Here is a 25,341-nt window from a genome sequence, read left to right on the forward strand (position 1 = left end):
GAGGGGACAGCCCTGACCGAAGCGATCAACCGGAAACCGGATCACACGGTCGGGGCGACGCCCGCGGCCTCGAACCGCCCCGTGAAGCTCACCCGGTGATGCGGGCTGCGGCCCCGCGCGATCAGGCCGGCGAGGTGGGCGGCGGTGCCGTAGCCGGCGTTGCGCTCCCAGGCATAGGCCGGATGGCGCAGCGCCAGCCGACGCATCAGCGCGTCGCGAAACGTCTTGGCGACGATGGAGGCGGCGGCGATCTGCGGCACGAGGCGGTCGCCGCCGACCACCGCCCGGCAGGGCTGGGTCAGGCCGGGGATCGCGTCGCGCCCGTCCACCAGCACGGTCGCGTCGAGGCCGAGACCCGCCACCGCCCGGCGCATGGCGTCGAGGGTCGCGGCCCGCACGTTCACCCGGTCCACCAGCGCCCGCGAGCCCGCCGCGAGGGAGACCCGCGCATGCGCCCGGATCAGCGGCGTCAGCGCCTCGCGCGCGGCGCGGTCGAGGCGCTTGCTGTCGTCGAGCCGGGCCAGGATCTCGGGCGGGAAGGCGAGGGGATCGAACCAGATCGCGGCCACCATCACCGGCCCGCACAGAGCGCCGCGCCCGACCTCGTCGCAGCCGATCACCGCCGGGTAGCGCGCCGCCAGCGCGGGATCGAACGGGCGGATCGCTTTTTCGGATTTCGGTCGGGGCGCCATGCGCCGATCTTCGCATTCCCGCCCCCGCCGGTCATCCCGGCCGGGGTGAAAATTGGCGGACAAAACGCTCCGCGCCGGGACGAGGATCAGCCGGGGCGGGCGAGAGCGGCGGCGCTCGGGCGTCCGGCGGAGCGCCGGACCGGCCCCACCGCGTGCGCGGTCGCGATGTTGTCGTAGAACTGGCGCGCGCTCTCGGCCCAGGTGTAGCGCAGCGCCTCCGCCCGGCAGCGCGCCCGCGGGATCGTGAGCGCCGCCAAGGCGGCCGCGCGCAGGTCCCCGTCGAGGGCGCCCGCGCCGGTGCCGCCGATGACGTCGAGGGGGCCGGTGACCGGGAACGCCGCCACCGGCAGGCCCGAGGCCAGGGCTTCGAGCAGCACGATGCCGAAGGTGTCGGTCAGGCTCGGGAAGACGAAGGCGTCCGCGCTCGCGTAGACCCGCGCCAGCGCCTCGCCGGTGAGGGCGCCGAGGAAATGCGCGTCGGGCGCCAGCGCCTGGAGCCGGGCCCGGTCCGGCCCGTCGCCGACCACGACCTTGGAGCCCGGCAGGTCGAGGGCGAGGAAGGCGGCGAGGTTTTTTTCGACCGCCAGCCGCCCGACCGAGAGGAAGATCGGGCGCGGCAGGTCGGGGAAGACGTTCTCGTCGCGGGGGCGGAACAGATCGGTGTCGACGCCCCGCGTCCAGCGCATCAGGTTCGTGAAGCCGCGCCCCGCCAGCTCGCGCTCCAGGGAGGGCGTGCTGACCATGGTGCCGCTCGCCGCCGCGTGGAAGCGGCGCAGCCACGCGTAGCTCCAGGCCTCCGGCACCGGCGCGCGGGCGGCGAGGTATTCGGGAAAGCGGGTGTGGTAGCTCGTGGTGAAGGCCTGACCCCGCGACAGGCAGGCGGCGCGCACCGCGTGGCCGATCGGGCCTTCGGTGGCGATGTGCACGTGGGTCGGCGCGAGCCGCTCCCAGCGGGACAGCACCCGCCGCCGGGTGACGAGGGAGAGCCGGATCTCGGAATAGCCCGGCATCGGCAGGGAGGCGAAGTCCGCCGGGGTCAGCATCAGCGGCTCGACGCCGAGGCCGGCGGCGGCCTCGGCCATGCGCTCCACGGAGCGGACCACGCCGTTGACCTGCGGGTGCCACGCATCGGTCGCGAGCAGCAGCCTCATCCCAGCCTCATCCCAGCCTCATGGCAGCCTCAGGGAGATCCCGTCGCTCGGCTCAGGCGACGGCGCGGCGGATCTCGGGTTCGAAGCTGTCCGCGGCGCGGCGCTCGCGCAGCATGGTCGGGTAGTGCAGCACTTCCATGCGGCCGTCGTAGTGCTCGACGATGCCGGTGCAGGATTCCACCCAGTCGCCGGTGTTGAGGTAGGTCAGGCCCTCGACCTCGCGGTGGGCGGCGTGGTGGATATGGCCGCAGATCACCCCGTCCGCCCCCTGGCGCCGGGCCTCGCTCGCGAGGAAGGTCTCGAACTGGCCGATGAAGTTGACCGCGTTCTTCACCTTGAGCTTGGCCCAGGCCGAGAGCGACCAGTAGGCGAGCCCGAGGCGGCGGCGCACGCGGTTGACCACGGTGTTGATGGTGAGCGCCGTGGTGTAGGCCCAATCGCCCAGATGCGCGAGCCACTTGGAGTGGCGCACCACCATGTCGAACTGGTCGCCGTGGATGACGAGGTAGCGCTTGCCGTCGGCCGCCACGTGGACCCGGCTGTCGGCGATCTCGATGCCGCCGAAGGTCATGCCGATATAGTCGCGCAGGAACTCGTCGTGGTTGCCGGGCACGTAGACGACGTGGGCGCCCTTGCGCACCTTGCGCAGCAGCTTCTGCACCACGTCGTTGTGCGCCTGCGGCCAGTACCAGCCCGAACGGAGCTGCCATCCGTCGACGATGTCGCCGACGAGGTAGATCGTATCGGCATCGACGTCGCGCAGGAAATCGAGCAGCAGGGCCGCCTGGCAGCCCTTCGTGCCGAGGTGAAGGTCGGACAGGAACAGCGTCCGAACGCGGATGGTCGATTCCGGATCTTGGGACACGGGCGCCTCCGGCTCCACACAACCGCATCGCGACGGGGAAGAGCCAAATCGCATTCCGATCTCAGTTTGATGACGGCACCACGCATCATCCTGCCGGCACCGAGCGTCCGGACCGTTGCCCGGGGGGGCCGGCCACCGGTCCGGCCCCGGCCCGCCGCAGACCCCGCCCGCGGCCCGCGCATGCGAAAATCTTTTTGTTTTTCAATTCAGTTTTTTCCGTTTTCCATTCCCAGGCAGGGGGGGCATAACGGCGGCCAAGGTCATCCGCCGCGCGTGCCTCGCGCTTGCGCAACGGCACCCGGCAGAGGTGCGGGCAGGGGTACGGGGATGGCCGCGACGGATGGGAGCGCTGGACAATCAGCAGGAGCGCGCTTCAATGCGGCGCTGGGCTGACGCATCGAGGGTTCGGTCCTCTGGAGGCGACCGGCGTGGCTGCACGCGCCGCGACGCGGGCGGCCCGACGGCCGGCTCGCCGCTCCGGGATGATCAACGATCCGACATCACGGTGGTATGGTCCCGGCCCGCGCGAGGCCCTTTGCGCGCGGCTTTGCGGCGGGACTGAGGACGTTTCGCGGCGGGCTCGCACCCGCTACCAGGATCGGGCGGGAGCGCGGCCGCGAAGGGCCGGCCCGCCCAGAACGACTTGATTGGAGGAAACTTTCATGGCGGCAACGAGACGTCCGGGACGCAACCACCTGTTCGTTCCCGGCCCGACCAACATCCCGGACCGGGTGATGCGCGCCATGATGGTGCAGTCCGAGGACCACCGCTCGGTCGACTTCCCGTCGCTGACGAAGCCGCTGTTCGAGGACACCAAGAAGGTGTTCGGCTCGACCGACGGCACGATCTTCCTGTTCCCGGCCTCCGGCACCGGCATCTGGGAATCGGCGCTGACCAACACGCTCGCCCGCGGCGACAAGGTGCTGACCTCCCGCTACGGCCAGTTCAGCCACCTCTGGATCGACATGGCCCAGCGCCTCGGCCTGGACGTCATCGTCCAGGAGGAGGAGTGGGGCACCGGCGCCAAGCCCGAGAAGATCGAGGAGGTCCTGCGCGCCGACAAGGGGCACGAGATCAAGGCCGTCATGGTGGTCCATAACGAGACCGCGACCGGCGTGACCTCGAACATCGGCGCCGTGCGCAAGGCGATCGACGCCGCCGGCCACCCGGCCATGCTGTTCGTCGACGGCGTGTCCTCGATCGGCTCGCTGCCGTTCTACGCCGACGAGTGGAAGGTCGACTGCGCCATCGCCGGCTCGCAGAAGGGCCTGATGCTGCCCGCCGGCCTCGGCGTGATCTGCGTCAGCCAGAAGGCGCTCAAGGCCGCCGAGGGCTCGTCCGGCCGCAACGACCGGCTCGCCCGCGTCTACTTCGACTGGGAAGACCACAAGAAGCAGAACCCGACCGGCTACTTCCCCTACACCCCGCCGCTGCCGCTGCTCTACGGCCTGCGCGAGGCGCTCGCCTGCCTGTTCGAGGAAGGGCTGGAGAACGTCTATCACCGCCACGCCGTGCTCGGCGAGGCGACCCGCCAGGCCGTCGCGGCCTGGGGCCTGAAGACCTGCGCCAAGTCGCCGGAGTGGAACTCCGACACCGTCACCGCCATCCTGGCGCCCGAGGGTGTGGACGCGGCCAAGATCATCAAGCACGCCTACGTGCGCTACAACCTCGCGCTCGGCGCCGGCCTGTCCCAGGTCGCGGGCAAGGTGTTCCGCATCGGCCACGTCGGCGATCTCAACGAGCTGTCGCTGCTCGGCGCGATCGCCGGTGCCGAGATGTCGCTCCTCGACAACGGCGTGAAGGTGACGCCGGGCTCGGGCGTGGCCGCGGCCTCCAGCTACCTGCGCGAGAACCCCCTCTCGAAGTCCTGATATTTTGGTGAGCGGCGCCGGTTCCAACGGCGCCGCTTCCGCTAAGTAGAGAAAGGCGCCCCGCCCGGCGTCCGGCCTGCCGGCCGCTGCGCGGGAGACGCTTCGAGACAGGTGAGGAAACGGGGCCGGCGTCACGCCCGCCGGTCGATCCGGAAGGGGTCCAGAATGACAAAGAAAGTCGTCTTCCTCGATCGCGAGTCGCTCGACGCGACCGTGCGCGAATTCAACTTCCCGCACGAGTACAAGGAATACGAGTCGACCTGGACGCCGGAGGAGATCGTGGAGCGCCTTCAGGGCGCCGAGATCGCGATCATCAACAAGGTGCCGATGCGGGCCGACACGCTGAAGCAGCTTCCCGACCTGAAGCTGATCGCGGTGGCCGCCACCGGCACGGACGTCGTCGACAAGGCCGCCGCCAAGGCGCAAGGGGTCACGGTCGTCAACATCCGCAACTACGCCTTCAACACCGTGCCCGAGCACGTGGTCGGCCTGATGTTCGCGCTCCGCCGCGCGATCGTGCCCTACGCCAACTCCGTGCGCCGGGGTGATTGGAACAAGTCGACCCAGTTCTGCTACTTCGACTACCCGATCTACGACATCGCCGGCTCGACGCTCGGGATCATCGGCTACGGCGCGCTCGGCAAGTCGATCGCCAAGCGGGCGGAAGCCCTCGGCATGAAGGTGCTGGCCTACGACGTGTTCCCGCAGGACGGGCTGGTGGATCTCGACACGATCCTCACCCAGTCCGACGTCATCACGCTCCACGTGCCGCTCACTCCCGACACGAAGAACATGATCGGGGCCGAGCAGCTCAAGAAGATGAAGCGCTCGGCGATCCTCATCAACACCGCCCGCGGCGGGCTCGTGGACGAGGCGGCCCTGCTCCAGGCGCTCAAGGACGGCACCATCGGCGGCGCCGGCTTCGACGTGGTGGCCCAGGAGCCGCCGAAGGACGGCAACATCCTCTGCGAGGCGGATCTCCCGAACCTGATCGTCACCCCGCACGTGGCCTGGGCGAGCAAGGAAGCGATGCAGATCCTCGCCGACCAGCTCGTGGACAACGTCGAGGCCTTCGTCGCGGGCAAGCCGCAGAACGTCGTCGAGGCGTAAGGCCAACCACCCCGGTCGTCATTCCGGGGCCGCGCAGCGGAACCCGGGCCCGAAGGGGCCCGCCGGAGGCGTGCCATCCACGGCGCGGCACGGCGGATCGGTGCTCGTCGCCGCATCACGGGTGGATTCCGGGTTCGCTTGTCAGCGCCCCGGAATGACGATTTGAATCGGTGGCCTCGGTGCCACTCAAGGAAGCGCTCCGCGCCTCGCGCGGACACCGACTCTCAGAGGAACCATGTCCAAGAAGCTGCTCTTCCAGTTCGACACCGATCCCACGCCGAGCGTGTTCGACGTCGTCGTCGGCTATGACGGCGGTGCCGACCACATCACCGGCTACGGCAACGTCACGCCCGACAACGTCGGCGCCTATGTCGACGGCACGATCTACACCCGCGGCGGCAAGGAGAAGCAGTCGACGGCGATCTTCGTCGGCGGCGGCGACATGGCGGCCGGCGAGCGGGTCTTCACCGCGGTGAAGAAGCGCTTCTTCGGCCCGTTCCGCGTCTCCTGCATGCTGGATTCGAACGGCTCCAACACGACCGCCGCCGCGGGCGTGGCGCTCGTCGTCAAGGCGGCGGGCGGCACGGTGACGGGCAAGAAGGCCGTGGTGCTCGCGGGCACCGGCCCCGTCGGGATGCGCTCCGCCGCGCTCCTCGCCCTCGAGGGGGCCGAGGTCGTGCTGTGCGGGCGCAAGCTCGACAAGGCCCAGGCCGCGGCCGATTCCGTGAACAAGCGCTTCAAGGTCAACGTCACCGCGGCCGAGACCCCGGACGACGCCTCGCGCTCCGAGGTGGTGAAGGGCGCCCATCTCGTCTTCACCGCCGGCGCGATCGGCCTCGAATTGCTGCCGCAGGCGACGTGGCAGAACGAGGCCTCGATCGAGATCGTGGCCGACTACAACGCCCAGCCGCCGCTCGGCATCGGCGGGATCGACGCGACCGACAAGGGCAAGGAGTACGGCGGCAAGCGCGCCTTCGGTGCGCTCGGCATCGGCGGGCTGAAGCTCAAGCTGCACCGGGCCTGCATCGCCAAGCTGTTCGAGTCGAGCGAGGGCGTCTTCGACGCGGAAGAGATCTACAAGCTGGCCAAGGAAATGGCCTGACCACGCAGGGACGACCGGGCAGCGCCGGCATCGCCGGTGCTGCCCGGCACAAGCAAGAATCACGAGGGGAGGAACCCATGGCCGGCAACGAGACGATCGAAACATTCCTCGACGGTCTGGCGAGTTCGGCCCCGACCCCCGGCGGCGGCGGGGCCGCCGCGATCTCCGGCGCCATGGGCGCGGCCCTGGTCTCGATGGTCTGCAACCTCACCATCGGCAAGAAGAAGTACGTCGAGGTCGAGGCCGACCTGAAGCAGGTGCTGGAGAAGTCGGAAGCCCTGCGCCGCACGCTCACCGGCATGATCGCCGACGACGTGGAAGCCTTCGACGCGGTGATGGGCGCCTACGGGCTGCCGAAGAACACCGACGAGGAGAAGGCCGCCCGCGCCGCCAGGATCCAGGAAGCCCTCAAGACCGCGACCGACGTGCCGCTCGCCTGCTGCCGCGTCTGCCGCGAGGTGATCGATCTGGCCGAGATCGTTGCAGAGAAGGGCAATCTCAACGTCATCTCCGATGCCGGCGTCGCGGTGCTCTCGGCCTATGCCGGCCTGCGCTCGGCCGCGCTCAACGTCTACGTCAACGCCAAGGGCCTGGACGACCGCGCCTTCGCCGACGAGCGGCTGAAGGAGCTGGAGACCCTGCTGGCGGAGGCCGGCGCGCTCAACGAGCGGGTCTACGAGACGGTGAAGGCCAAGGTGAGCTGAGGCCGGAGGCGGTTCGCGCCCTCCACCGTCATGGCGCGCGAACGCGAAGCGATCCGGGGGCACGACCCCGTCCGAGCAGGTCGCGGGCCGGATTGCTTCGGCCCCGCTTCGCAATTACAGCGTGTGGTCGTCTCTCGATTCCGAACCTGATCCCGGGGTGCCGGCAAGCGGCCTCGCAGGATTCTCGAGCGAGGCCTACGCTTGGCTCCGGGACGTCGGGACGAGGGGGCGAGTCGGACCAACATTGCCGGGCCGCGCGTACGGCCGGGGGCCTGTCGTCTCCACTTTAGAAGTCCGCTAAGTCTCTGACGGGCAAGCAAACTGAAGTGTAAGAGAAGAAAAAATTGAGAGCTGACCCGCTTCCCGAAAAGTAATTTTTCCGCGAAGGTTGGCCCAACAAGAACGACGGAAACGCCAAGGAGGTCTCGATGGACGTTCACGAGTACCAAGCCAAGGAGCTGCTCGCGAGCTTCGGAGTCGCCGTGCCGAAGGGCGCCGTGGCCTTCAGCCCGGATCAGGCGGTCTACGCCGCGACCGAACTCGGCGGCTCGTTCTGGGCGGTGAAGGCCCAGATCCATGCCGGCGCCCGCGGCAAGGCCGGCGGAATCAAGCTCTGCCGCACCTACAACGAGGTCCGCGACGCTGCCCGCGACCTGCTGGGCAAGCGCCTCGTCACCCTCCAGACCGGTCCCGACGGCAAGCCGGTCCAGCGCGTCTACGTCGAGACCGCCGACCCGTTCGAGCGCGAGCTCTATCTCGGCTACGTCCTCGACCGGAAGGCCGAGCGCGTCCGGGTCATCGCCTCCCAGCGCGGCGGCATGGATATCGAGGAGATCGCCGCCAAGGAGCCGGAGGCGCTGATCCAGGTGGTGGTCGAGCCGGCGGTCGGCCTGCAGCAGTTCCAGGCCCGCGAGATCGCGTTCCAACTCGGCCTCAACATCAAGCAGGTCTCGGCCGCGGTGAAGACCATCATGAACGCCTACCGGGCGTTCCGCGACTGCGACGGCACCATGCTGGAGATCAACCCGCTCGTCGTCACCAAGGACGACCGGGTGCTGGCGCTCGACGCCAAGATGTCCTTCGACGACAACGCCCTGTTCCGCCGCCGCAACATCGCGGACATGCACGACCCGTCGCAGGGGGACCCCCGCGAGGCCCAGGCCGCCGAGCACAATCTCAGCTATATCGGCCTCGACGGCGAGATCGGCTGCATCGTCAACGGCGCCGGGCTCGCCATGGCGACCATGGACATGATCAAGCACGCGGGCGGTGAGCCGGCGAACTTCCTGGACGTGGGCGGCGGCGCCTCGCCGGACCGCGTCGCCACGGCCTTCCGCCTGGTCCTGTCGGACCGCAACGTGAAGGCGATCCTCGTCAACATCTTCGCCGGCATCAATCGCTGCGACTGGGTCGCGGAGGGCGTGGTGAAGGCCGCCCGCGAGGTGAAGATCGACGTGCCCCTGGTGGTGCGGCTCGCCGGCACGAATGTCGAGGAGGGCCAGAAGATCCTCGCCGAGAGCGGGCTCGACCTCATCACCGCCGGCACCCTGACGGAAGCCGCGCGCAAGGCCGTCGAGGCCTGCCACGGCGCCAAGCACTGACGAAGGAGGGAGGAATCACGCCATGAGCATTCTCATCGACGAGACAACCCCGATCCTCGTCCAGGGCATCACGGGCGACAAGGGCACCTTCCACGCCAAGGAGATGATCGCCTACGGCTCCAACGTCGTCGGCGGCGTCACCCCCGGCAAGGGCGGCAAGACCCATTGCGGCGTGCCGGTGTTCAACACCGTCAAGGAGGCGGTCGCCGCCACCGGCGCCACCACCTCGATCACCTTCGTGGCGCCTCCCTTCGCGGCGGACGCGATCATGGAGGCGGCCGATGCCGGCCTGAAGCTCGTCTGCTCGATCACCGACGGCATCCCCGCCCAGGACATGATGCGGGTGAAGCGCTACCTGCGGCGCTATCCGAAGGAGAAGCGCACGATGGTGGTCGGCCCGAACTGCGCCGGCATCATCTCGCCGGGCAAGTCGATGCTCGGCATCATGCCCGGCCACATCTACCTGCCCGGCAAGGTCGGCGTGATCTCGCGCTCCGGCACCCTCGGCTACGAGGCCGCGGCGCAGATGAAGGAACTCGGGATCGGCATCTCGACCTCGGTCGGCATCGGCGGCGACCCGATCAACGGCTCCTCCTTCCTCGACCACCTCGCCCTGTTCGAGCAGGATCCGGAGACGGAGGCCGTGCTGATGATCGGCGAGATCGGCGGCCCGCAGGAGGCCGAGGCCTCGGCCTGGATCAAGGAGAACTTTTCGAAGCCCGTGATCGGGTTCGTGGCGGGCCTCACCGCCCCGAAGGGCCGCCGCATGGGCCATGCCGGCGCGATCATCTCGGCGACCGGCGACAGCGCCGCGGAGAAGGCCGAGATCATGAAGTCCTACGGCCTGACGGTCGCGCCCGATCCGGGCTCCTTCGGCCGCACCGTCGCCGACGTGCTCGCCCGCGCGGCGTGACCTCGCGCGTCCCCTCCCCCTTGCGGGGAGGGGTCAGGGGTGGGGGTCGAGCAGAAGGCACCGCCGACGCTCCATCCTGAGCCACCCCCACCTCCTCCCTCCTCCCCGCAAGGGGGAGGAGAGCGCCCCGTGGATCGCAGTGATCCACCGTCCCGCGAGGCCCGCCCACGGGAGTCCGACAGAAGAACCTCGCCAGGGGGGATCCCATGACCAAGACGCTGCACGCCCGGCCGTCAGCCGCGACCGACTCGACCTTCGCGCCGCCGGTCATCACCGGCACGGCGACCGAGGACGCCCTCGACATCCTGTTCCGCGCCCTCCTCGACGTGGCCCGCCGCCACGATCCCGAGCTGGAGGACGTGCTGCACGGCCGCGCCGACATCTCCTCCTTCACCCCCGAGATGCTGGCCCGCGCGCTGCAGGTGCAGGGCATCTGGTTCCAACTCGTCTCGATCGCCGAGCAGAACGGGGCCATGCGCCGCCGCCGCCACGTCGAGCGCGACCAGGGCCGGGCGGCGCTCAACGGCTCCTTCGCCAAGGTGCTGGCGGAAGCCTCCGCCCGCGGCATCGGTCCGCAGCAGATCCACGCGCTGCTCAAGGACCTGCGCATCCGCCCGACCATCACCGCGCATCCCACCGAGGGCAAGCGCGTGACGGTGCTGGAGAAGCTGCGCCGGATCTACCTCGTGCTGCGCGAGCTGGAGCTGCCGCGCTGGACCGAGCGCGAGCGCAACGGCCTGATGAACGAGCTGCGCGACCAGATCGAGCTGATCTGGATGACCGGCGAGCTGCACCTGGAGAAGGCCACCGTCGAGCGCGAGGTCGCCTGGGGCCTGCACTTCTTCGACGAGACCCTGTTCGAGATGCTGCCGGAGGTGATGGTCTCGCTGGAGGAGAGCCTCGCGCAGTACTATCCCGACGAGACCTTCGAGGTGCCGCCCTTCTTCCAGTTCGGAAGCTGGATCGGCGGCGACCGCGACGGCAACCCCTACGTCACCGCCAGCGTGACCCGCGAGACGCTGCAGCGCAACGCGCTGGCCTCGCTCCGCCGCTACCGCGACGGCATCACCCATCTCGGCCGGGTTCTCTCGATCACCGAGCGCTCGCTGCCGGTGCCCGAGACCTTCCGCAGCGAACTCGCGAGCCTGCTCGCCGAGTCGGGCGACGGCCGGGCGATCGCCAACCGCAACCCCGGCGAGGCCTACCGCCAGTTCCTGTCCTGCGTGCTGCGCAAGCTCGAAGCGACGATCGCCCGCAACAAGGGCGCCCGCTCGGTCGGGCCCGACTATCCGAGCGCGGACGGGCTCATCAACGACCTGCGCATCCTGGAAAAGGGGCTGGCCGACGCCAAGTGTGGCGCGCTCGCCACCGACATCGTGCGCCCCGTGCGCCGCATGGTCGAGATCTTTCGGTTCTCAACCGTCCGCCTGGATCTGCGTGAGAATTCGACGCGCACGACCAAGACGCTGCACGCCCTGTGGAAGCTCCGCAACGGCGACCGCGAGCCGCCGGAACTCGATTCGCCGGCCTGGAAGGAGTGGCTGCTCACCGAACTCGCCCGGCCGCGCAACCCGGAGACCGCCTTCGAGGATTTCGCCGACCGGCTGCCGGACGACGCGCGGGAGACGCTCGCCACCTTCGCGCTGGTGGGCGAGATGCGCGACACCCTCGACCGCGAGGCCTTCGGCGCCTTCATCCTGTCGATGACGCGCTCCACCGTCGACGTGCTCGGCGCCTACCTGCTCGCCAAGGAGGCGGGCATCTTCCTCGACGCCACCGGCACCGAGATCTGCCCCCTGCCGATCGTGCCGCTGTTCGAGACGATCGACGACCTGCGCGCCGCGCCCGCCATCATGAAGGAGCTGCTCGGCATCCCCGTGGTGCGGCGCTCCACCCGCTGGCAGGGCGGGGTGCAGGAGGTGATGATCGGCTACTCCGATTCCAACAAGGACGGCGGCTTCATCGCCTCGAACTGGGAGCTCTACAAGGCGCAGGTGCGGCTCACCGTGCTCGGCAACCATCTCGGCGTGCCGATCGCCTTCTTCCACGGCCGCGGCGGCTCGGTCAGCCGCGGCGGCGTGCCGACCCATCGCGGCATCGCCGCCCAGCCGCCCGGCTCGATCCAGGGCCGCTTCCGCATCACCGAGCAGGGCGAGGTCGTCTCGTTCAAGTACGCCAACCGCGGCACGGCGGCCTACCAGATGGAGCTGCTGGCGGCCTCCGTCTTCGAGCACGCCCTGCTCTCGGAGGGGAACGGCAACGGCTCGCGCGCCGAACTCGACGACGCACTGGAGGCGCTGTCGGGCGCCTCGCGGGCGGCCTACGTCAACCTGCTCCAGGCCGAGGGCCTCGTCGATTACTTCCAGGCGGCGAGCCCGCTCGACGAGATATCGCTCCTCAACATCGGCTCGCGGCCGGCGCGCCGCTTCGGCGCCAAGTCGCTCTCCGACCTGCGCGCGATCCCCTGGGTGTTCGCGTGGTCGCAGAACCGGCACGTCATCACCGGCTGGTACGGCGTCGGCTCGGGGCTCAAGAGCTTCATCGACGTGCGCGGGGAACAGGGCGAGGCCCTGCTGCGGCGCATGTTCCGGGAATGCCGGGTGTTCCGCCTCGTCCTCGACGAGGTCGAGAAGACGCTGATGATGGTCGATCTGGAGATCGCCCGCGACTATGCCGGCCTCGTCGAGGACGAGGGAATCCGCGCGCGCATCTTCGGCATGATCGAGCAGGAATACGCGCTCACCCGCGCGATGGTGCTGCGCGTCTCCGGCGACGGCGAACTCGCCCAGCGCTTCCCGCAGTTCAGCGAGCGCCTGCGGGGCCGGTTGCCGACCATCAACCAGGTCAGCCGCGAGCAGGTCGAGCTGCTGCGCCGCTACCGCAGCGAAACCGACGAGGACAAGCGCGAGGCGGTGAAGTCCGCCCTGCTCCTCTCCATCAACTGCATCGCCGTCGGCTTCGGCGCGACTGGATAATGCATACAATCTCGGCGACGTGTCGCGGACCCGGCTGGACGGCCGGACCGGGCGCGCGAGATAGAAGCGCGGCACGCAGGTGACCGCGCACACAACACGACGGTCTCGGAGAACGGAGGAACCACGATGAGCTTCACCCTGATTCAACAGGCGACGCCCCGCCTGCACCGCTCGGAACTCGCGGTTCCCGGCTCGAACCCGACCTTCATGGAGAAGTCGGCCGCCTCGAAGGCCGACGTGATCTTCCTCGACCTCGAGGACGCGGTCGCGCCCGACGACAAGGAGAAGGCGCGCACCAACATCATCCAGGCGCTCAACGACCTGGATTGGGGCAACAAGACCATGATGATCCGCATCAACGGTCTCGACACCCACTACATGTACCGCGACGTCGTCGATATCGTGGAGGCCTGCCCGCGCCTCGACATGATCCTGATCCCGAAGGTCGGCGTGCCGGCCGACGTCTACGCCATCGACGTGCTGGTGACGCAGATCGAGCAGGCCAAGAAGCGCGAGAAGAAGATCGGCTTCGAGATCCTGATCGAGACCGCGCTCGGCATGGCCAATGTCGAGGCGATCGCGACCTCCTCGAAGCGCCTCGAGGCGATGTCCTTCGGCGTCGCCGACTACGCCGCCTCCACCCGCGCCCGCTCCACGGTGATCGGCGGCGTGAACCCCGACTACTCGGTGCTCACCGACAAGGACGAGGCGGGCAACCGCCAGACCCACTGGCAGGACCCGTGGCTGTTCGCCCAGAACCGCATGCTGGTGGCCTGCCGCGCCTACGGCCTGCGCCCGATCGACGGCCCGTTCGGCGACTTCTCCGATCCGGACGGCTACACCTCGGCGGCCCGCCGCTGCGCCGCCCTCGGCTTCGAGGGCAAGTGGGCGATCCACCCCTCGCAGATCGATCTCGCCAACGAGGTCTTCACCCCCTCCGAGGCCGAGGTCACCAAGGCCCGCCGCATCCTGGAAGCCATGGAAGAGGCCGCCAAGGCCGGCCGCGGCGCCGTCTCGCTCGACGGCCGCCTCATCGACATCGCCTCGATCCGCATGGCCGAAGCGCTGATCCAGAAGGCCGACGCGATGGGCGGGAAGTAATTTTTTGGAGTTCGACGGAGGATGGCCGGGTTCGCCCGGCCATTCTCTTTTGCGGAACGCTCAGGCTCGACCGTGGCGGCGTCACGCGTCGCGCACGGCCGCGATCGCTTCGATCTCGATCATCGCCGCGGGATCGTAGAGCGCCTTCACCTCCGCGATCGTGTCGGCGGGGTAGGGGGCCGAGAAGAATTTTCGGCGCAGCTCGACCACGTCCGCGAAATGACCCATGTCGGTGACGAAGATCGTCACCTTGATCACGTCCTTCAGGCTCGACCCGCCGGCTTCCAGGGCGCGGCGCAGGTTGGCGAAGGCCTGTTCGCCCTGGACCCGGAAACCGCCCTCGACGATCCGGCCGTCGTCGCCCGCACCCGCCTGACCGGAAATGAAGACGAGGTTGCCGTAGCGGATGCCCTGCGAGAGCAGAAAGGGCGCGTAATTGTCGGGCTCGGTGACCACTCGTTCCAGCATCGTCTTGCTCCTTCTGCGCGTTCGATCCGCGTGTCGGCATCCGTGGAATTGCGCCTCACGCGGGTTCCCTGCTGATTGGTTCGATTCGACCCCACCACCGTCATTCCGGGTTCCGCTGCGCGGCCCCGGGATGACGGAAAGCGGCGGCACCGAAGGGATCGATCGGAAATGTGATCAGGCGGCCAGCTCGCTCGGCTTGATGTTGGCGATCGGCCCCAGCAGCGCGGGATCGAACGCCGCCACTGCCCGCGCGGCCCGGATGCGCTCGGGGAAATCCGGGTTGGCGAGTGCGCCCTTGCCGAGGGCCACGAGGTCGGCCCCGGCCTCCAGGACCGCCTGCGCCCGCGCCGGATCGTGGAGGCCGCCGTTGGCGATCAGGCGCAGATCGGGCGCGAACCGGCGCGCGAGGGCGACGAGGCTGTCACGGCCGCCCTCGAAGGCGGGCTTCCAGGCCTCGTGCTCGGTGACGTGGATGGTGTCCGCGCCGGCCTCGGCGACGGCGTCGAAGATCGCCTCGGCGTCCCGCTCGCCCCCGGCCCATGTGTGGGCGAAGTCGTTGACCTTGCCCTGCGAGATCCGGACGCCGACCGGCACCCGTCCGCCGACCCTCTCCCGCACCGCCCGCAGCACCGCGACGAGGAAGGCGGTGCGCCGGGACGTGTCGCCGCCCCAGCGGTCCGTGCGCCGGTTGGTGGACTCCGTCAGGAACTGGTCGATGAGGTAGCCGTTCGCGCCGTGGATCTCGATTCCGTCGAACCCGGCGGTGGCGATGGCCCGCTCGGCCGCGTCGGCGAAGCCTTGGACGGCGTCGGCGATCTCCGCCTCCGTCATGGCGCGCGGCGTCGGATAGGGGCCTTGCCCATAGTAGAACGCCATCTGCTGGCCCCGGGGCCGGACCGCCGAGGGGCCGACGGTGGCGTCGCGAAAACGGTTGCCCTGGCTGAGCGCGCCCGCATGCATCAGCTGCGCGACGATGCGCGCGCCGTGGCGGTGGGCGGCCTCGACCACCGGGCGCCAGGCGAGCGCCTGCGCCGCGTCGGTGAGGCCGGGCTGATGGCGGTAGCCCTGAGCGAAGGCCCGGTCGGTGTAGAGGCCCTCGGTGATCAGCAGGCCGAAGCCGCCGCGGGCGAAGCGCTCGTAGTAGCGCGCCATCTCCGCCGTCGCGGTCCCGTTCTCGGCCGCGCTCACGCGGGTCATCGGCGCGACCGCCAGGCGGTTGCGGAGCGTGAGGTTGTTTATATCGATGGGCGTGAAGACGCCGTCGGGGCGCGTGCTCATGTCGGACTCCGCTTCGGCGCTCGCCTGTCGATCGAAAGGACCGGTTCGGCGGGGAGCGCCCTGTCTGCCGCGATGGGGTGGGCTCGAGGTAGCGGCGGGCGTCGGAGCGCGGTAGCGCGGCTGGACGATAAGGATCTTATCGCCCCATGATATGCCGATGGATCTCGCCGACGTCGCCCTGTTCTGCTCGATCGTCACGACCGGCAGCCTCTCGGCCGCCGGGCGCGCGTCGGGGCATTCGCCGATGGCGGTCAGCCGCCGCCTCGCCGCGCTGGAGGCGGAACTCGGCGTCCGCCTCCTGCATCGCACGACCCGGGCCGTCGCCCTGACGGCGGACGGCGAGACTTTCCTCCCCTTCGCCCGGACCATGATCGCAGCGCGGGAGGCCGCCGCGGCGGCCTTCGTCGAGCGGCACGAAGGCTTGAGCGGCGTCCTGCGGGTGACCGCGCCCAACCGGATCGGGCGGGCGCTGGTCGTGCCCCTGGCGGTGCGCCTGATGGCCGAGAACCCGCTGCTGCAGGTGGATCTGACGCTCAGCGACCGCATCGTCGATATCGTGGCCTCGGGGATCGACGTCGCGCTGCGGGTGGCCACCCTGCAGGCGTCGGACCTCGTCGCCGTCCGCTTGGCCGACAACCCACGCATCCTCTGCGCCGCCCCGGGCTACCTGGCCGTCCACGGGCGCCCGGCGCGCCTGGCGGACCTCGACGGCCACGCCTGCCTGACGCTGCACGCGATGGAGGCGTGGCCGTTCACCCGGGACGGGAAACCTCTCGCCAGGCGCGTCGGGGGACGTCTGGCGGCCAACAGCGTCGATGCCGTGCGCGAAGCCTGCCTCGCCGGGGCGGGCCTCGCGCTACTCACCTACTGGGACGTGGCTCAGGACCTCGCCGAGGAAACCCTGGTCGCGCTGAGCCTGTCCGACGCCGAACCGGAACGGCTCGCGATCTGGGCCGTCCTCCCGTCGCGGCAGCACCGGCCGGCGCGGGTGCGCCACTTCCTCGACGCGCTGAGGGCCGAGCTGAGCCGGACCCCGACCGTGGCCGAACCGGCCGGCGCGAATCGTCCGCCCGCTGCGGAGGTGGGCTGAGCGTCAGGCAGCGGCCGTCATCGCCTTTTGCCGATGCGCTGCTAACTCTGCCGTCGGGCTCCGGCCCGCTCGACGTTCTCGAACCTCCAGAGGCGCGCATGACCGCTTTCGACGCCGACCTGCGGAGCCTCGCGGCTCAGACGACTCTCTCCCGCCGCACGGTGATCGCCACCAGCCTCGCCACCGGCTTCGCCCTCGCGGTGCAGCCCGTCGCGGCGCAGACCACCATCACCACCGGCACGGACGGCCTGACCGCCGGCGAGGTGAAGATCCCGACGCAGGACGGCGAGATCCCGGCCTACCGGGCGATGCCGGCCGAGGGCGGTCCCTTCCCGACGATTCTGGTCGTGCAGGAGATCTTCGGCGTCCACGAGCACATCAAGGACGTGTGCCGCCGCCTGGCCAAGCTCGGCTACTTCGCCCTGGCGCCCGAGCTCTACGCCCGGCAGGGCGATGTCTCGAAGCTGACGAACATCCAGCAGATCGTGAGCGAGGTCGTCTCCAAGGTGCCCGACGCCCAGGTCATGAGCGACCTCGACGCGGCGGTCGCCTACGCCAAGGGGACGGGTAAGGCCGATACGGGCCGCCTCGGCATCACCGGCTTCTGCTGGGGCGGGCGCATCACCTGGCTCTACGCCGCGCACAATCCCGGCGTGAAGGCGGGCGTCGCTTGGTACGGGCGCCTCGTCGGCGACGGCTCGGCCCTGATGCCGAAACATCCCGTCGATGTCGCCGCCGAGCTCAAGGCGCCGGTGCTCGGCCTCTACGGCGGGGCCGACCAGGGCATTCCCGTCGCCACGATCGACCGGATGAAGGAGGCCTGCCGGGCGGCGGCCAAGACCTGCGACTTCGTCGTCTTCCCGGACGCGCCGCACGCCTTCCACGCCGACTATCGCCCGAGCTACCGGGCCGAGCCGGCGCAGGAGGGCTGGAAGCGGTTGCAGGACTGGTTCCGGCAGCACGGCGTGGCCTGATCGCGGTTCCGGCGGATCGCCTTGGTCCGGACCCCACCACCGTCATCCCGGGGTCGCGTTGCGGAACCCGGGATGACGGGAAGCGGCACAAGAGGAATGGACCGGAAGCGGTATCACTTCTCGTACTTGATGTAGGCGAAGCGCGGATCGCTCGGCGTGCCCTCCAGCGCGCCGCCCTCGGCGCCCGGCTGCCAGCCCACCACCTCCTCGATCTTCTTCGCCAGGGCGAAATCCTTCTCGGTGATGCCCTTGGCGGCGTGGTTCATCAGCCGCACCTCGACCCAGGCGTAGGAGGCGGTGAGGTCCGGGTGGTGCCACGCGGCCTCGGCCAGGTGGCCCACCGTGTTGATCACCATCAGCGTGCTCTTCCACGAGGCGGTCTTGTAGGTTCGGCGGATCCAGCCGTCCTCCAGCCGCCACCCCGGAAGCTCCTCCTTGAGCCGCCGCTCCACCGTCGCGTCGTCGAGGACGCCCTCGCGTGTCTGTGCCATCGTCGCCTCCCACGGGATCGGGCGGAAGCCTGCGTCGGGACGGGCGGCGGTGCAAGCCGGGATCAAGAAGACGCGCGGCCATCGCGCGAAGCCGCGTGAGCGGCTTCGCGGCGCGAAAGCCTGAGCCCGCGGAGGCGGGCGCCGGGCGCGGGCCCGCATGTCGCAGCGGAAACGCCGGGAGCGGCTGTGGACGGGGCGGGAGCGAGTCCCTATTAAAAATTTCAACAGAAACGCTCGCCTTCGAACCGGCGGGACGGCCTGACCGACACTTCATGAGGACGCCCATGCTGTCACGGCGCGGAATGCTCGCGACGGCGGCCCTGTCGCTCGCGGCGGCGCTGCCGGCGGTTCGCCGCGCGCGGGCGGCGGGCGAGACCTTCCGGCTCGGCGTGCTGCCCTTCGGCACCGCCTCCTGGGAGGCCGCGGTCATCAAGGCGCGGGGCTTCGACGCGGCCAACGGCTTCACCCTCGACATCGTCAAGCTCGCCGGCAACGATGCCGCCCGCATCGCCTTCCTCGGCGGCCAGGTGGACGCGATCGTCGGCGACCTGATCTTCGCCGCCCGCCTCGGCAACGAGGGCCGCGGCGTGCGCTTCTCGCCCTACTCGACTACGGAAGGCGCGCTGATGGTGCCGGCGGGCAGCCCGATCAGCGATCTCAAGGGGCTCGCCGGCAAGCGGCTCGGGGTGGCCGGCGGGGCGCTCGACAAGAACTGGATCCTGCTGAAGGCGCAGGCGCAGGAGACGGCGGGGCTCGACCTCGCCAACGCCGCGCAGATCGCCTACGGCGCGCCGCCCCTGCTGGCGCAGAAGCTGGAGAGCGGCGAACTCGACGCGGCCCTGCTCTACTGGCAGTTCTGCGCCCGCCTCGAAGCCAAGGGCTTCAAGCGGCTGATCTCCGCCGACGACGTGATGCGGGCCTTCGGCGCCAAGGGCGCCGTCTCGCTGATCGGCTACCTCTACGAGGGCCACACCGTGGCCGACCGGGGCGAGGTGGTGCGGGGCTTCGCCCGGGCCTCCGTCGCCGCCAAGGACGCTCTGGCCAACGAGCCGGCCCTGTGGGAGACGGTCCGCCCGCTCATGGCGGCGGAGGACGACGCCACCTTCGCCACCCTCAAGCGCGACTTCCTCGCCGGCATCCCGCGCCGGCCCATCGCGGCGGAGCGCGCGGACGGCGAGCGCATCTACGCGGCGCTCGACCGGCTCGCGGGGGCCCAGCTCCTCGGTGCCGGCAAGAGCCTGCCGCCGGACCTCTATCTCGACGCCGCGGGCAACGGCTGACGGCGGCGCGATGACGGCTTCGGTCCCGGTTCCGGTCCATTGACCCTCCGCATGGCCCTGCTCGCGCGCCTCCTCTCCCTCGGCGTCCTCCTCGCCCTCTGGCAGGGCATCTCCGTCTACGCCGACGTGCGGACCCTGCCGGCGCCGAGCGCGGTGCTCGCCTTCGTCCTGCGCGAGGCGGAGGCCGGGAGCCTCTTCTTCAATGTCGGCGTCACGCTTGCCCGGGTGGCGGTCTCTTTCGTGATCGCCATGAGCCTGGGCGTGCTGCTCGGCATCGCCCTCGGCCGCTCGCGCCTCGCCGACCGACTGCTCGACACGCCGCTCCTCGTCGTCCTCAACACGCCGGCCCTCGTCATCACGGTGCTGGCCTATGTCTGGCTCGGGCTCACCGAGACCGCGGCCATCGTCGCGGTGGCGCTCAACAAGCTGCCCAACGTCGCGGTCATCATGCGCGAGGGGGCGCGCGGCCTCGATCCGGGCCTGGAGGAGATGGCGACGACCTACCGCTTCGACCGCCGCACCTGGATCGCCCACGTGCTGCTGCCGCAGCTGCAGCCCTTCATGGTGGCGGCGGCGCGGTCGGGCATCTCGCTCGCCTGGAAGATCGTGCTGGTGGTGGAACTGCTCGGGCGCCCGAACGGGGTCGGGTTCGCCATCAACTACTACTTCACCCTCTTCGACGTCACCGCGGTGATCGGCTACAGCCTCGTCTTCATGAGCGTGATGCTCGCCATCGACGCCTTCCTCCTCCAGCCCCTCGACGCCCATGTCCGCCGCTGGCGCTGAGACGGTCACCGGACCCGCGCCGCTCCTGACGGTGCGCGTGGACCGCAAGGTGTATCGCAAGGCGCGCACCGAGGCGGTCGAGGCGGTGTGCGGCCTCGCCTTCGACCTTCACGCCGGCGAGATCACCTGCCTGATCGGACCGTCGGGCGCGGGCAAGACCACCACCCTGCGCATCCTGCTCGGCCTCGACCGCGACTTCGAGGGCAGCGTGACGCCCGAGCCGTCGCAGGCCGGCATCGCCATGGTGTTCCAGGATCCGCGCCTGCTGCCCTGGCGCACCATCGAGCAGAACGTGCGGCTCGGCCTGCCGCGCGAGCGGCGGACGCGCGACCTCGACGACCTATTCGAGTCGCTCGGGCTCGCGCCCTGGCGCGCGCATTATCCCGGCGCGCTGTCGCTCGGGATGCAGCGCCGGGTCGCCCTGGCGCGGGCGCTGGCGCTGGAGCCACGCATCCTCGTTCTCGACGAGCCCTTCGTCTCGCTCGACGACGCGGCGGCCGCCTCCCTGCGCGCCCTGGTGGTCGCGGCGGTGGCCCGCTCCGGCACGAGCGTGCTGATGGTCACGCACAACGTGGCCGAGGCGATCGAGATCGCCGACCGGCTCCTGCTGGTCTCGCCCCGGCCGGCGCATCTCCTCGCGAACCTCCCCCTCGACCGGCCGCGCCCGGAGCGGGACCGGGCCTGGGCCGACGCGACCCGCCGCGGCCTGGCCGCGCGGTTCCCCGGTATCGTCGCTCAGTAGAATCACGCCCGAGAGAATCGCGTCCGCTACGAGTCCGTGCCGGCGGATCGTGCCGGAATCCGGCTCCGCCCTCGTCTCTCTGGAGGCAGTCTCTCGATCGGACGCCTGTCCTTAAGGATAAGCGGCATGGGCGCGTGCAAAAATTTCCCGGCCGCCCGGTGCCCCCGCGGGTGGTCGATGTCCGGCAAAGTGTCCCTGCGGAAGCAGGATCGCTTTTGCGGCGCGGTATAGGATCTTCCTCCAGACGGGGGTGGAGTCAGGAATTAAAGTGCTCTCCGTGCATGCAGGGAGCGTCGTGAGTGTCCCTTCATGCGGCAGGCGCATTCAAGCCGACGACATTGCCCACCAACTCGACAAATTAAACTTGAGAAGTGTGCGCTGCGCATCAAATTGTGCGGCGCAAAAATCTCGTTTTAATAAGAAAGTTTCCTGATAAAGCCTGTGGCAGCTGCGACATTCCACGCGCGAAAGCGAGTTGACGGCGCCGGAAATTTTCTTAGAGTTCGTTCAAGCTTCGGTTTTGAGGGGGCCGCTCGGGGATGCGGAACCAGCCGCGTAAGCTGCCGAAAGAACGAGATTTTCTCGGATCCGAAGGCGAGTGATCGCGAGCTGCCGGAGCGAATACGATCCCTGTCGCAAACAGCAGGTCAATCAACGGCGGGTAGCGGGCTGCTATCCGGCCGCGGGTAAGACTTGTCGGAGGAATCCATGAGAGCGGTACATCTTCTCGCCCTCGGTGCGGGTCTCGCTGCTGCGAGCCCGGCCCTGGCCAACGAAAGCGTCATGAAGGGCATCGCCAACCCGGCGGAGCAGGTTCTTCAGACCGTCGACTACGCCAACACCCGTTATTCCAAGCTCGACCAGATCAACGCCAACAACGTCAAGAACCTCCAGGTCGCCTGGACCTTCTCGACCGGCGTTCTGCGCGGCCACGAGGGCTCCCCGCTCGTCGTCGGCAACATCATGTACGTCCACACGCCCTTCCCGAACATCGTCTACGCGCTGGACCTCGACCAGGGCGCCAAGATCGTGTGGAAGTACGAGCCCAAGCAGGATCCGTCGGTGATCCCGGTGATGTGCTGCGACACGGTCAACCGTGGTCTGGCCTATGCCGATGGCGCGATCCTCCTGCACCAGGCTGACACCACGCTCGTGTCGCTCGACGCCAAGTCCGGCAAGGTCAACTGGTCGGTCAAGAACGGCGACCCGTCCAAGGGTGAGACCAACACCGCCACCGTTCTCCCGGTGAAGGACAAGGTCATCGTCGGCATCTCCGGCGGCGAGTTCGGCGTGAACTGCCACGTCACCGCCTACGACCTGAAGACGGGCAAGAAGGTGTGGCGCGGCCACTCGCAGGGCCCCGACGCCGACATGATCATGGATCCCGAGAAGACCACCTCTCTCGGCAAGCCGGTCGGCAAGGACTCCTCGCTGAAGACCTGGGAAGGCGATCAGTGGAAGACCGGCGGCGGCTGCACCTGGGGCTGGTTCTCCTACGATCCCAAGCTCGACCTGATGTACTACGGCTCGGGCAACCCCTCGACCTGGAACCCGAAGCAGCGTCCGGGCGACAACAAGTGGTCCATGACGATCTGGGCGCGTAACCCGGACACCGGCATGGCCAAGTGGGTCTACCAGATGACCCCGCACGACGAGTGGGACTACGACGGCATCAACGAGATGATCCTCACGGATCAGAAGATCGACGGCAAGGATCGTCCGCTCCTGACGCACTTCGACCGTAACGGCTTCGGCTACACGCTCGATCGCGCCACCGGCGAACTCCTCGTCGCCGAGAAGTACGATCCGGTCGTGAACTGGGCCACCAAGGTCGACATGGACAAGGGGTCCAAGACCTACGGCCGTCCGCTGGTCGTGTCGAAGTACTCGACCGAGCAGAACGGCGAAGACGTGAACTCGAAGGGCATCTGCCCGGCGGCGCTCGGTTCCAAGGACCAGCAGCCGGCGGCCTACTCGCCCAAGACGCAGCTCTTCTACGTGCCCACCAACCACGTCTGCATGGACTACGAGCCGTTCCGGGTGACCTACACCCCGGGCCAGCCCTATGTCGGTGCGACCCTCTCGATGTACCCGGCCCCCGGCTCGCACGGCGGCATGGGTAACTTCATCGCCTGGGACGGCGTGAACGGTAAGATCAAGTGGTCGAACCCCGAGCAGTTCTCGGCCTGGGGCGGCGCGCTGGCCACCGCCGGCGACGTGGTCTTCTACGGCACGCTGGAAGGCTACCTGAAGGCGGTCGACTCGAAGTCGGGTAAGGAACTCTACAAGTTCAAGACCCCGTCGGGCATCATCGGCAACGTGATGACCTACGAGCACAAGGGCAAGCAGTACGTGGGCGTCCTGTCGGGCGTCGGCGGCTGGGCGGGCATCGGCCTCGCGGCCGGTCTGACCGACCCGAACGCCGGTCTCGGCGCGGTGGGCGGCTACGCGGCCCTGTCGAGCTACACCAACCTGGGTGGCCAGCTGACCGTGTTCGCTCTGCCGAACAACTAAGTCGCTTGCGACACTGAGCCTAAGGATGCCGGCGCGGGAAATCGCGCCGGCATCTTTATGATTCTATGATTATGCTGTACGGCCTGCCTCGTAGCCGCACGAATTATGCTGCGGTGCAACATACGGTCTCGGGAGAAACGTCGTTGTCTTCTATAAAAAGAACCGCTGTTCTAGGTCTCATCGGCGCGGCCCTGCTCGGAGCGGTCCCGACCGCGACCGCCGTCCTCGCACAGGACGCCAAGCCGGAACTCGCCAACAAGCTCGATCCGAACGCCAAGGATCTCGACGAGAAGGTGCTCAAGGCCGCCACGGCGGTGAAGGACGAGGACGGCAAGTACCTCGACAAGGATGGTCACCCGACCTTCCACATCACCAACGACGGCAAGAAGGTCGATTGGTACACCTATTCCGGGTACCGCCGGTACCACGCCGAGTGCCACGTCTGCCACGGGCCGGACGGCATGGGCTCGACCTACGCCCCCGCTCTCAAGGATTCGCTGAAGATCCTCTCCTACGAGGAGTTCTACGGCATCCTCGCCGGCGGCAAGCAGGACGTGAGCAACACCGCCAACCAGGTGATGCCCGCCTTCGGCGATAACAAGAACGTCATGTGCTACGCCAACGACCTCTACGTGTACCTGCGCGCCCGCGCCTCCGGTGCCTGGGGTCGCGCGCGTCCGGGCGAGAAGGAAGAGAAGCCCGAAGCCGCCAAGACGGCCGAGAAGGAGTGCCTGGGCGGCTGATGACCCGCTCAAGCCCTCTCGGCGCCCTTGCCGCCGCCGCGCTCCTGCTCTCCGCAGGGGCGCGGCCCGCGCAGGCGCAGCACCTGCCGGACATGGTCACGCAGGATGTGCTGCGCGTCTGCAGCGATCCCGGCAACATGCCCTTCTCCGAGCGCAAGGGTGACGGCTTCGAGAACAAGATCGCGCAGATCGTCGCCGACGAACTGAAGGTCAAGCTGCGCTACTACTGGCTGACCCAAGGGCCCGGCTTCGTCCGCAACACCCTCGGCACCGGCCTGTGCGACCTGATCATCGGCACCTCGGGCGGCGAGATCGTTCAGCCGACCAATCCCTATTATCGGTCGGCCTACGTCCTCGTCTCGCGCCAGGGCGAGATGCCGGACATCAAGAGCCTCGACGATCCGCGCTTGAAGGACCGGCAGATCGGCATCATCGCCGGCACGCCGCCCACCAACCGCCTGAGCGAGCTGAAGCTCGTCGGCGAACGGATCCACGCCTACGCGCCCTACGCCTTCGGATCCGAGCGCAAGCATCAGACGGTCGCCGCCGGGGTGATCGCCGACCTTGCCGAGAAGAAGATCGACGTGGCGATCCTCTGGGGACCGGCCGCGGGCTGGCTGGCCAAGCAGAGCGGCGTGCCGATGGATGTGGTGCCGCTCCTCAGCGAGCCGACGCGGCCTCCCTTGACCTTCCGGGTCTCGATGGGCGTCCGCCAGAACGAGAACGACTGGAAGCGCACCCTCAACACCGTGCTGCGCAAGCGCAAGGCCGATATCGAGAAGGTGCTGCGGGACTACGAGGTGCCGCTGCTGGCGGAGGAAGAGAACAAGCCTCTCGGTGCGGCGGAGCCGTGATACGGCATCCGTTTGATCGCTTCGGTCTTCCCTTCG

The 25,341-nt window shown here is 69.1% G+C and carries 22 protein-coding genes; 16 read left to right on the plus strand and 6 right to left on the minus strand.

Annotated elements, in window-relative coordinates; translation table 11 throughout:
• Positions 1-41: 41 nt before the first annotated feature.
• From rnhB to MFF42_RS00975, 3 genes are all read right to left on the minus strand, one after another.
• Positions 42-692, minus strand: a complete 651-nt coding sequence (rnhB, locus tag MFF42_RS00965) for a ribonuclease HII (RefSeq protein WP_238253629.1) — start codon at positions 690-692, stop codon at positions 42-44.
• An 86-nt stretch (positions 693-778) separates the two neighbouring features.
• Positions 779-1,843, minus strand: coding sequence for a glycosyltransferase family 4 protein (locus tag MFF42_RS00970; protein ID WP_238253630.1), 1,065 nt, complete (start codon positions 1,841-1,843; stop codon positions 779-781).
• A gap of 52 nt (positions 1,844-1,895) precedes the next feature.
• Positions 1,896-2,708: a UDP-2,3-diacylglucosamine diphosphatase gene (locus tag MFF42_RS00975; protein WP_238253631.1), complete on the minus strand. Its 813-nt coding sequence runs from the start codon at positions 2,706-2,708 to the stop codon at positions 1,896-1,898.
• Between the two features lie 662 nt (positions 2,709-3,370).
• On the opposite strand from MFF42_RS00975, the gene MFF42_RS00980 reads away from it, so the two are divergent.
• The 8 genes from MFF42_RS00980 (at position 3,371) to MFF42_RS01015 (ending at position 14,085) form a co-directional block, all read left to right on the plus strand.
• A complete protein-coding gene (locus MFF42_RS00980; RefSeq protein ID WP_238253632.1) occupies positions 3,371-4,579 on the plus strand; it encodes an aminotransferase class V-fold PLP-dependent enzyme in 1,209 nt (402 codons plus the stop codon).
• 165 nt (positions 4,580-4,744) lie between these two features.
• Positions 4,745-5,689 carry a D-2-hydroxyacid dehydrogenase gene (locus MFF42_RS00985; protein ID WP_238253633.1) on the plus strand — a complete coding sequence of 315 codons (945 nt, stop codon included), beginning with the start codon at positions 4,745-4,747 and terminating at the stop codon, positions 5,687-5,689.
• A 235-nt stretch (positions 5,690-5,924) separates the two neighbouring features.
• Positions 5,925-6,791 carry an NADP-dependent methylenetetrahydromethanopterin/methylenetetrahydrofolate dehydrogenase gene (locus MFF42_RS00990; RefSeq protein ID WP_238253634.1) on the plus strand — a complete coding sequence of 289 codons (867 nt, stop codon included), beginning with the start codon at positions 5,925-5,927 and terminating at the stop codon, positions 6,789-6,791.
• A 77-nt stretch (positions 6,792-6,868) separates the two neighbouring features.
• On the plus strand, positions 6,869-7,495 hold the full coding sequence (gene fchA / locus MFF42_RS00995; protein WP_238253635.1) for a methenyltetrahydrofolate cyclohydrolase: 627 nt from the start codon (positions 6,869-6,871) through the stop codon (positions 7,493-7,495).
• A gap of 428 nt (positions 7,496-7,923) precedes the next feature.
• Positions 7,924-9,096 (plus strand): malate--CoA ligase subunit beta, encoded by a 1,173-nt coding sequence (locus MFF42_RS01000; RefSeq protein ID WP_238253636.1) that lies wholly within the window; start codon positions 7,924-7,926, stop codon positions 9,094-9,096.
• A gap of 22 nt (positions 9,097-9,118) precedes the next feature.
• Positions 9,119-10,009 (plus strand): succinate--CoA ligase subunit alpha, encoded by an 891-nt coding sequence (sucD, locus tag MFF42_RS01005; protein WP_238253637.1) that lies wholly within the window; start codon positions 9,119-9,121, stop codon positions 10,007-10,009.
• A gap of 206 nt (positions 10,010-10,215) precedes the next feature.
• The gene (locus MFF42_RS01010) at positions 10,216-12,984 is read left to right on the plus strand and encodes a phosphoenolpyruvate carboxylase (RefSeq protein ID WP_238253638.1); all 2,769 of its coding nucleotides are present in this window, start codon (positions 10,216-10,218) and stop codon (positions 12,982-12,984) included.
• A gap of 126 nt (positions 12,985-13,110) precedes the next feature.
• The gene (locus tag MFF42_RS01015; protein WP_238253639.1) at positions 13,111-14,085 is read left to right on the plus strand and encodes an HpcH/HpaI aldolase/citrate lyase family protein; all 975 of its coding nucleotides are present in this window, start codon (positions 13,111-13,113) and stop codon (positions 14,083-14,085) included.
• Positions 14,086-14,166: 81 nt separating this feature from the next.
• Here the strand turns inward: MFF42_RS01015 and MFF42_RS01020 are convergent, their stop codons facing one another.
• Positions 14,167-14,553, minus strand: coding sequence for a RidA family protein (locus tag MFF42_RS01020; RefSeq protein WP_238253640.1), 387 nt, complete (start codon positions 14,551-14,553; stop codon positions 14,167-14,169).
• A gap of 174 nt (positions 14,554-14,727) precedes the next feature.
• A complete protein-coding gene (locus MFF42_RS01025; protein WP_238253641.1) occupies positions 14,728-15,831 on the minus strand; it encodes an NADH:flavin oxidoreductase in 1,104 nt (367 codons plus the stop codon).
• Positions 15,832-15,988: 157 nt separating this feature from the next.
• Here MFF42_RS01025 and MFF42_RS01030 point away from each other — a divergent pair, with 157 nt between their 5' ends.
• Together MFF42_RS01030 and MFF42_RS01035 are read left to right on the plus strand one after the other, a co-directional pair.
• Positions 15,989-16,921: a LysR family transcriptional regulator gene (locus MFF42_RS01030; RefSeq protein WP_238253642.1), complete on the plus strand. Its 933-nt coding sequence runs from the start codon at positions 15,989-15,991 to the stop codon at positions 16,919-16,921.
• 98 nt (positions 16,922-17,019) lie between these two features.
• Complete coding sequence (locus tag MFF42_RS01035; RefSeq protein ID WP_238253643.1) at positions 17,020-17,895, plus strand: dienelactone hydrolase family protein; 876 nt, start codon at positions 17,020-17,022, stop codon at positions 17,893-17,895.
• 113 nt (positions 17,896-18,008) lie between these two features.
• Here MFF42_RS01035 and MFF42_RS01040 read toward each other — a convergent pair whose 3' ends face one another.
• Complete coding sequence (locus MFF42_RS01040) at positions 18,009-18,386, minus strand: 4a-hydroxytetrahydrobiopterin dehydratase (RefSeq protein ID WP_238253644.1); 378 nt, start codon at positions 18,384-18,386, stop codon at positions 18,009-18,011.
• Positions 18,387-18,670: 284 nt separating this feature from the next.
• Between MFF42_RS01040 and MFF42_RS01045 the strand changes: the two genes are divergently transcribed.
• From MFF42_RS01045 to xoxJ, 6 genes are all read left to right on the plus strand, one after another.
• Positions 18,671-19,666 carry an ABC transporter substrate-binding protein gene (locus MFF42_RS01045; protein WP_238253645.1) on the plus strand — a complete coding sequence of 332 codons (996 nt, stop codon included), beginning with the start codon at positions 18,671-18,673 and terminating at the stop codon, positions 19,664-19,666.
• Between the two features lie 51 nt (positions 19,667-19,717).
• A complete protein-coding gene (locus tag MFF42_RS01050) occupies positions 19,718-20,452 on the plus strand; it encodes an ABC transporter permease (protein ID WP_238253646.1) in 735 nt (244 codons plus the stop codon).
• Positions 20,433-21,194 carry an ABC transporter ATP-binding protein gene (locus MFF42_RS01055; protein ID WP_238253647.1) on the plus strand — a complete coding sequence of 254 codons (762 nt, stop codon included), beginning with the start codon at positions 20,433-20,435 and terminating at the stop codon, positions 21,192-21,194. Before MFF42_RS01050 ends, MFF42_RS01055 begins: the two co-directional genes overlap by 20 nt.
• Positions 21,195-21,902: 708 nt before the next feature.
• Entirely contained in the window at positions 21,903-23,708 is a 1,806-nt protein-coding gene (gene xoxF1, locus MFF42_RS01060) for a lanthanide-dependent methanol dehydrogenase XoxF1 (protein WP_238253648.1), read from the plus strand.
• Between the two features lie 191 nt (positions 23,709-23,899).
• Positions 23,900-24,451 carry a methanol metabolism c-type cytochrome XoxG gene (gene xoxG, locus MFF42_RS01065; protein WP_238253650.1) on the plus strand — a complete coding sequence of 184 codons (552 nt, stop codon included), beginning with the start codon at positions 23,900-23,902 and terminating at the stop codon, positions 24,449-24,451.
• Positions 24,451-25,305, plus strand: coding sequence for a rare earth element methanol dehydrogenase accessory protein XoxJ (gene xoxJ / locus MFF42_RS01070; RefSeq protein WP_238253649.1), 855 nt, complete (start codon positions 24,451-24,453; stop codon positions 25,303-25,305). The genes xoxG and xoxJ overlap by 1 nt, the downstream gene beginning before the upstream one ends.
• Positions 25,306-25,341 lie beyond the last annotated feature (36 nt).

It is taken from the genome of Methylorubrum podarium (assembly GCF_022179745.1).
GTDB lineage: Bacteria > Pseudomonadota > Alphaproteobacteria > Rhizobiales > Beijerinckiaceae > Methylobacterium > Methylobacterium podarium.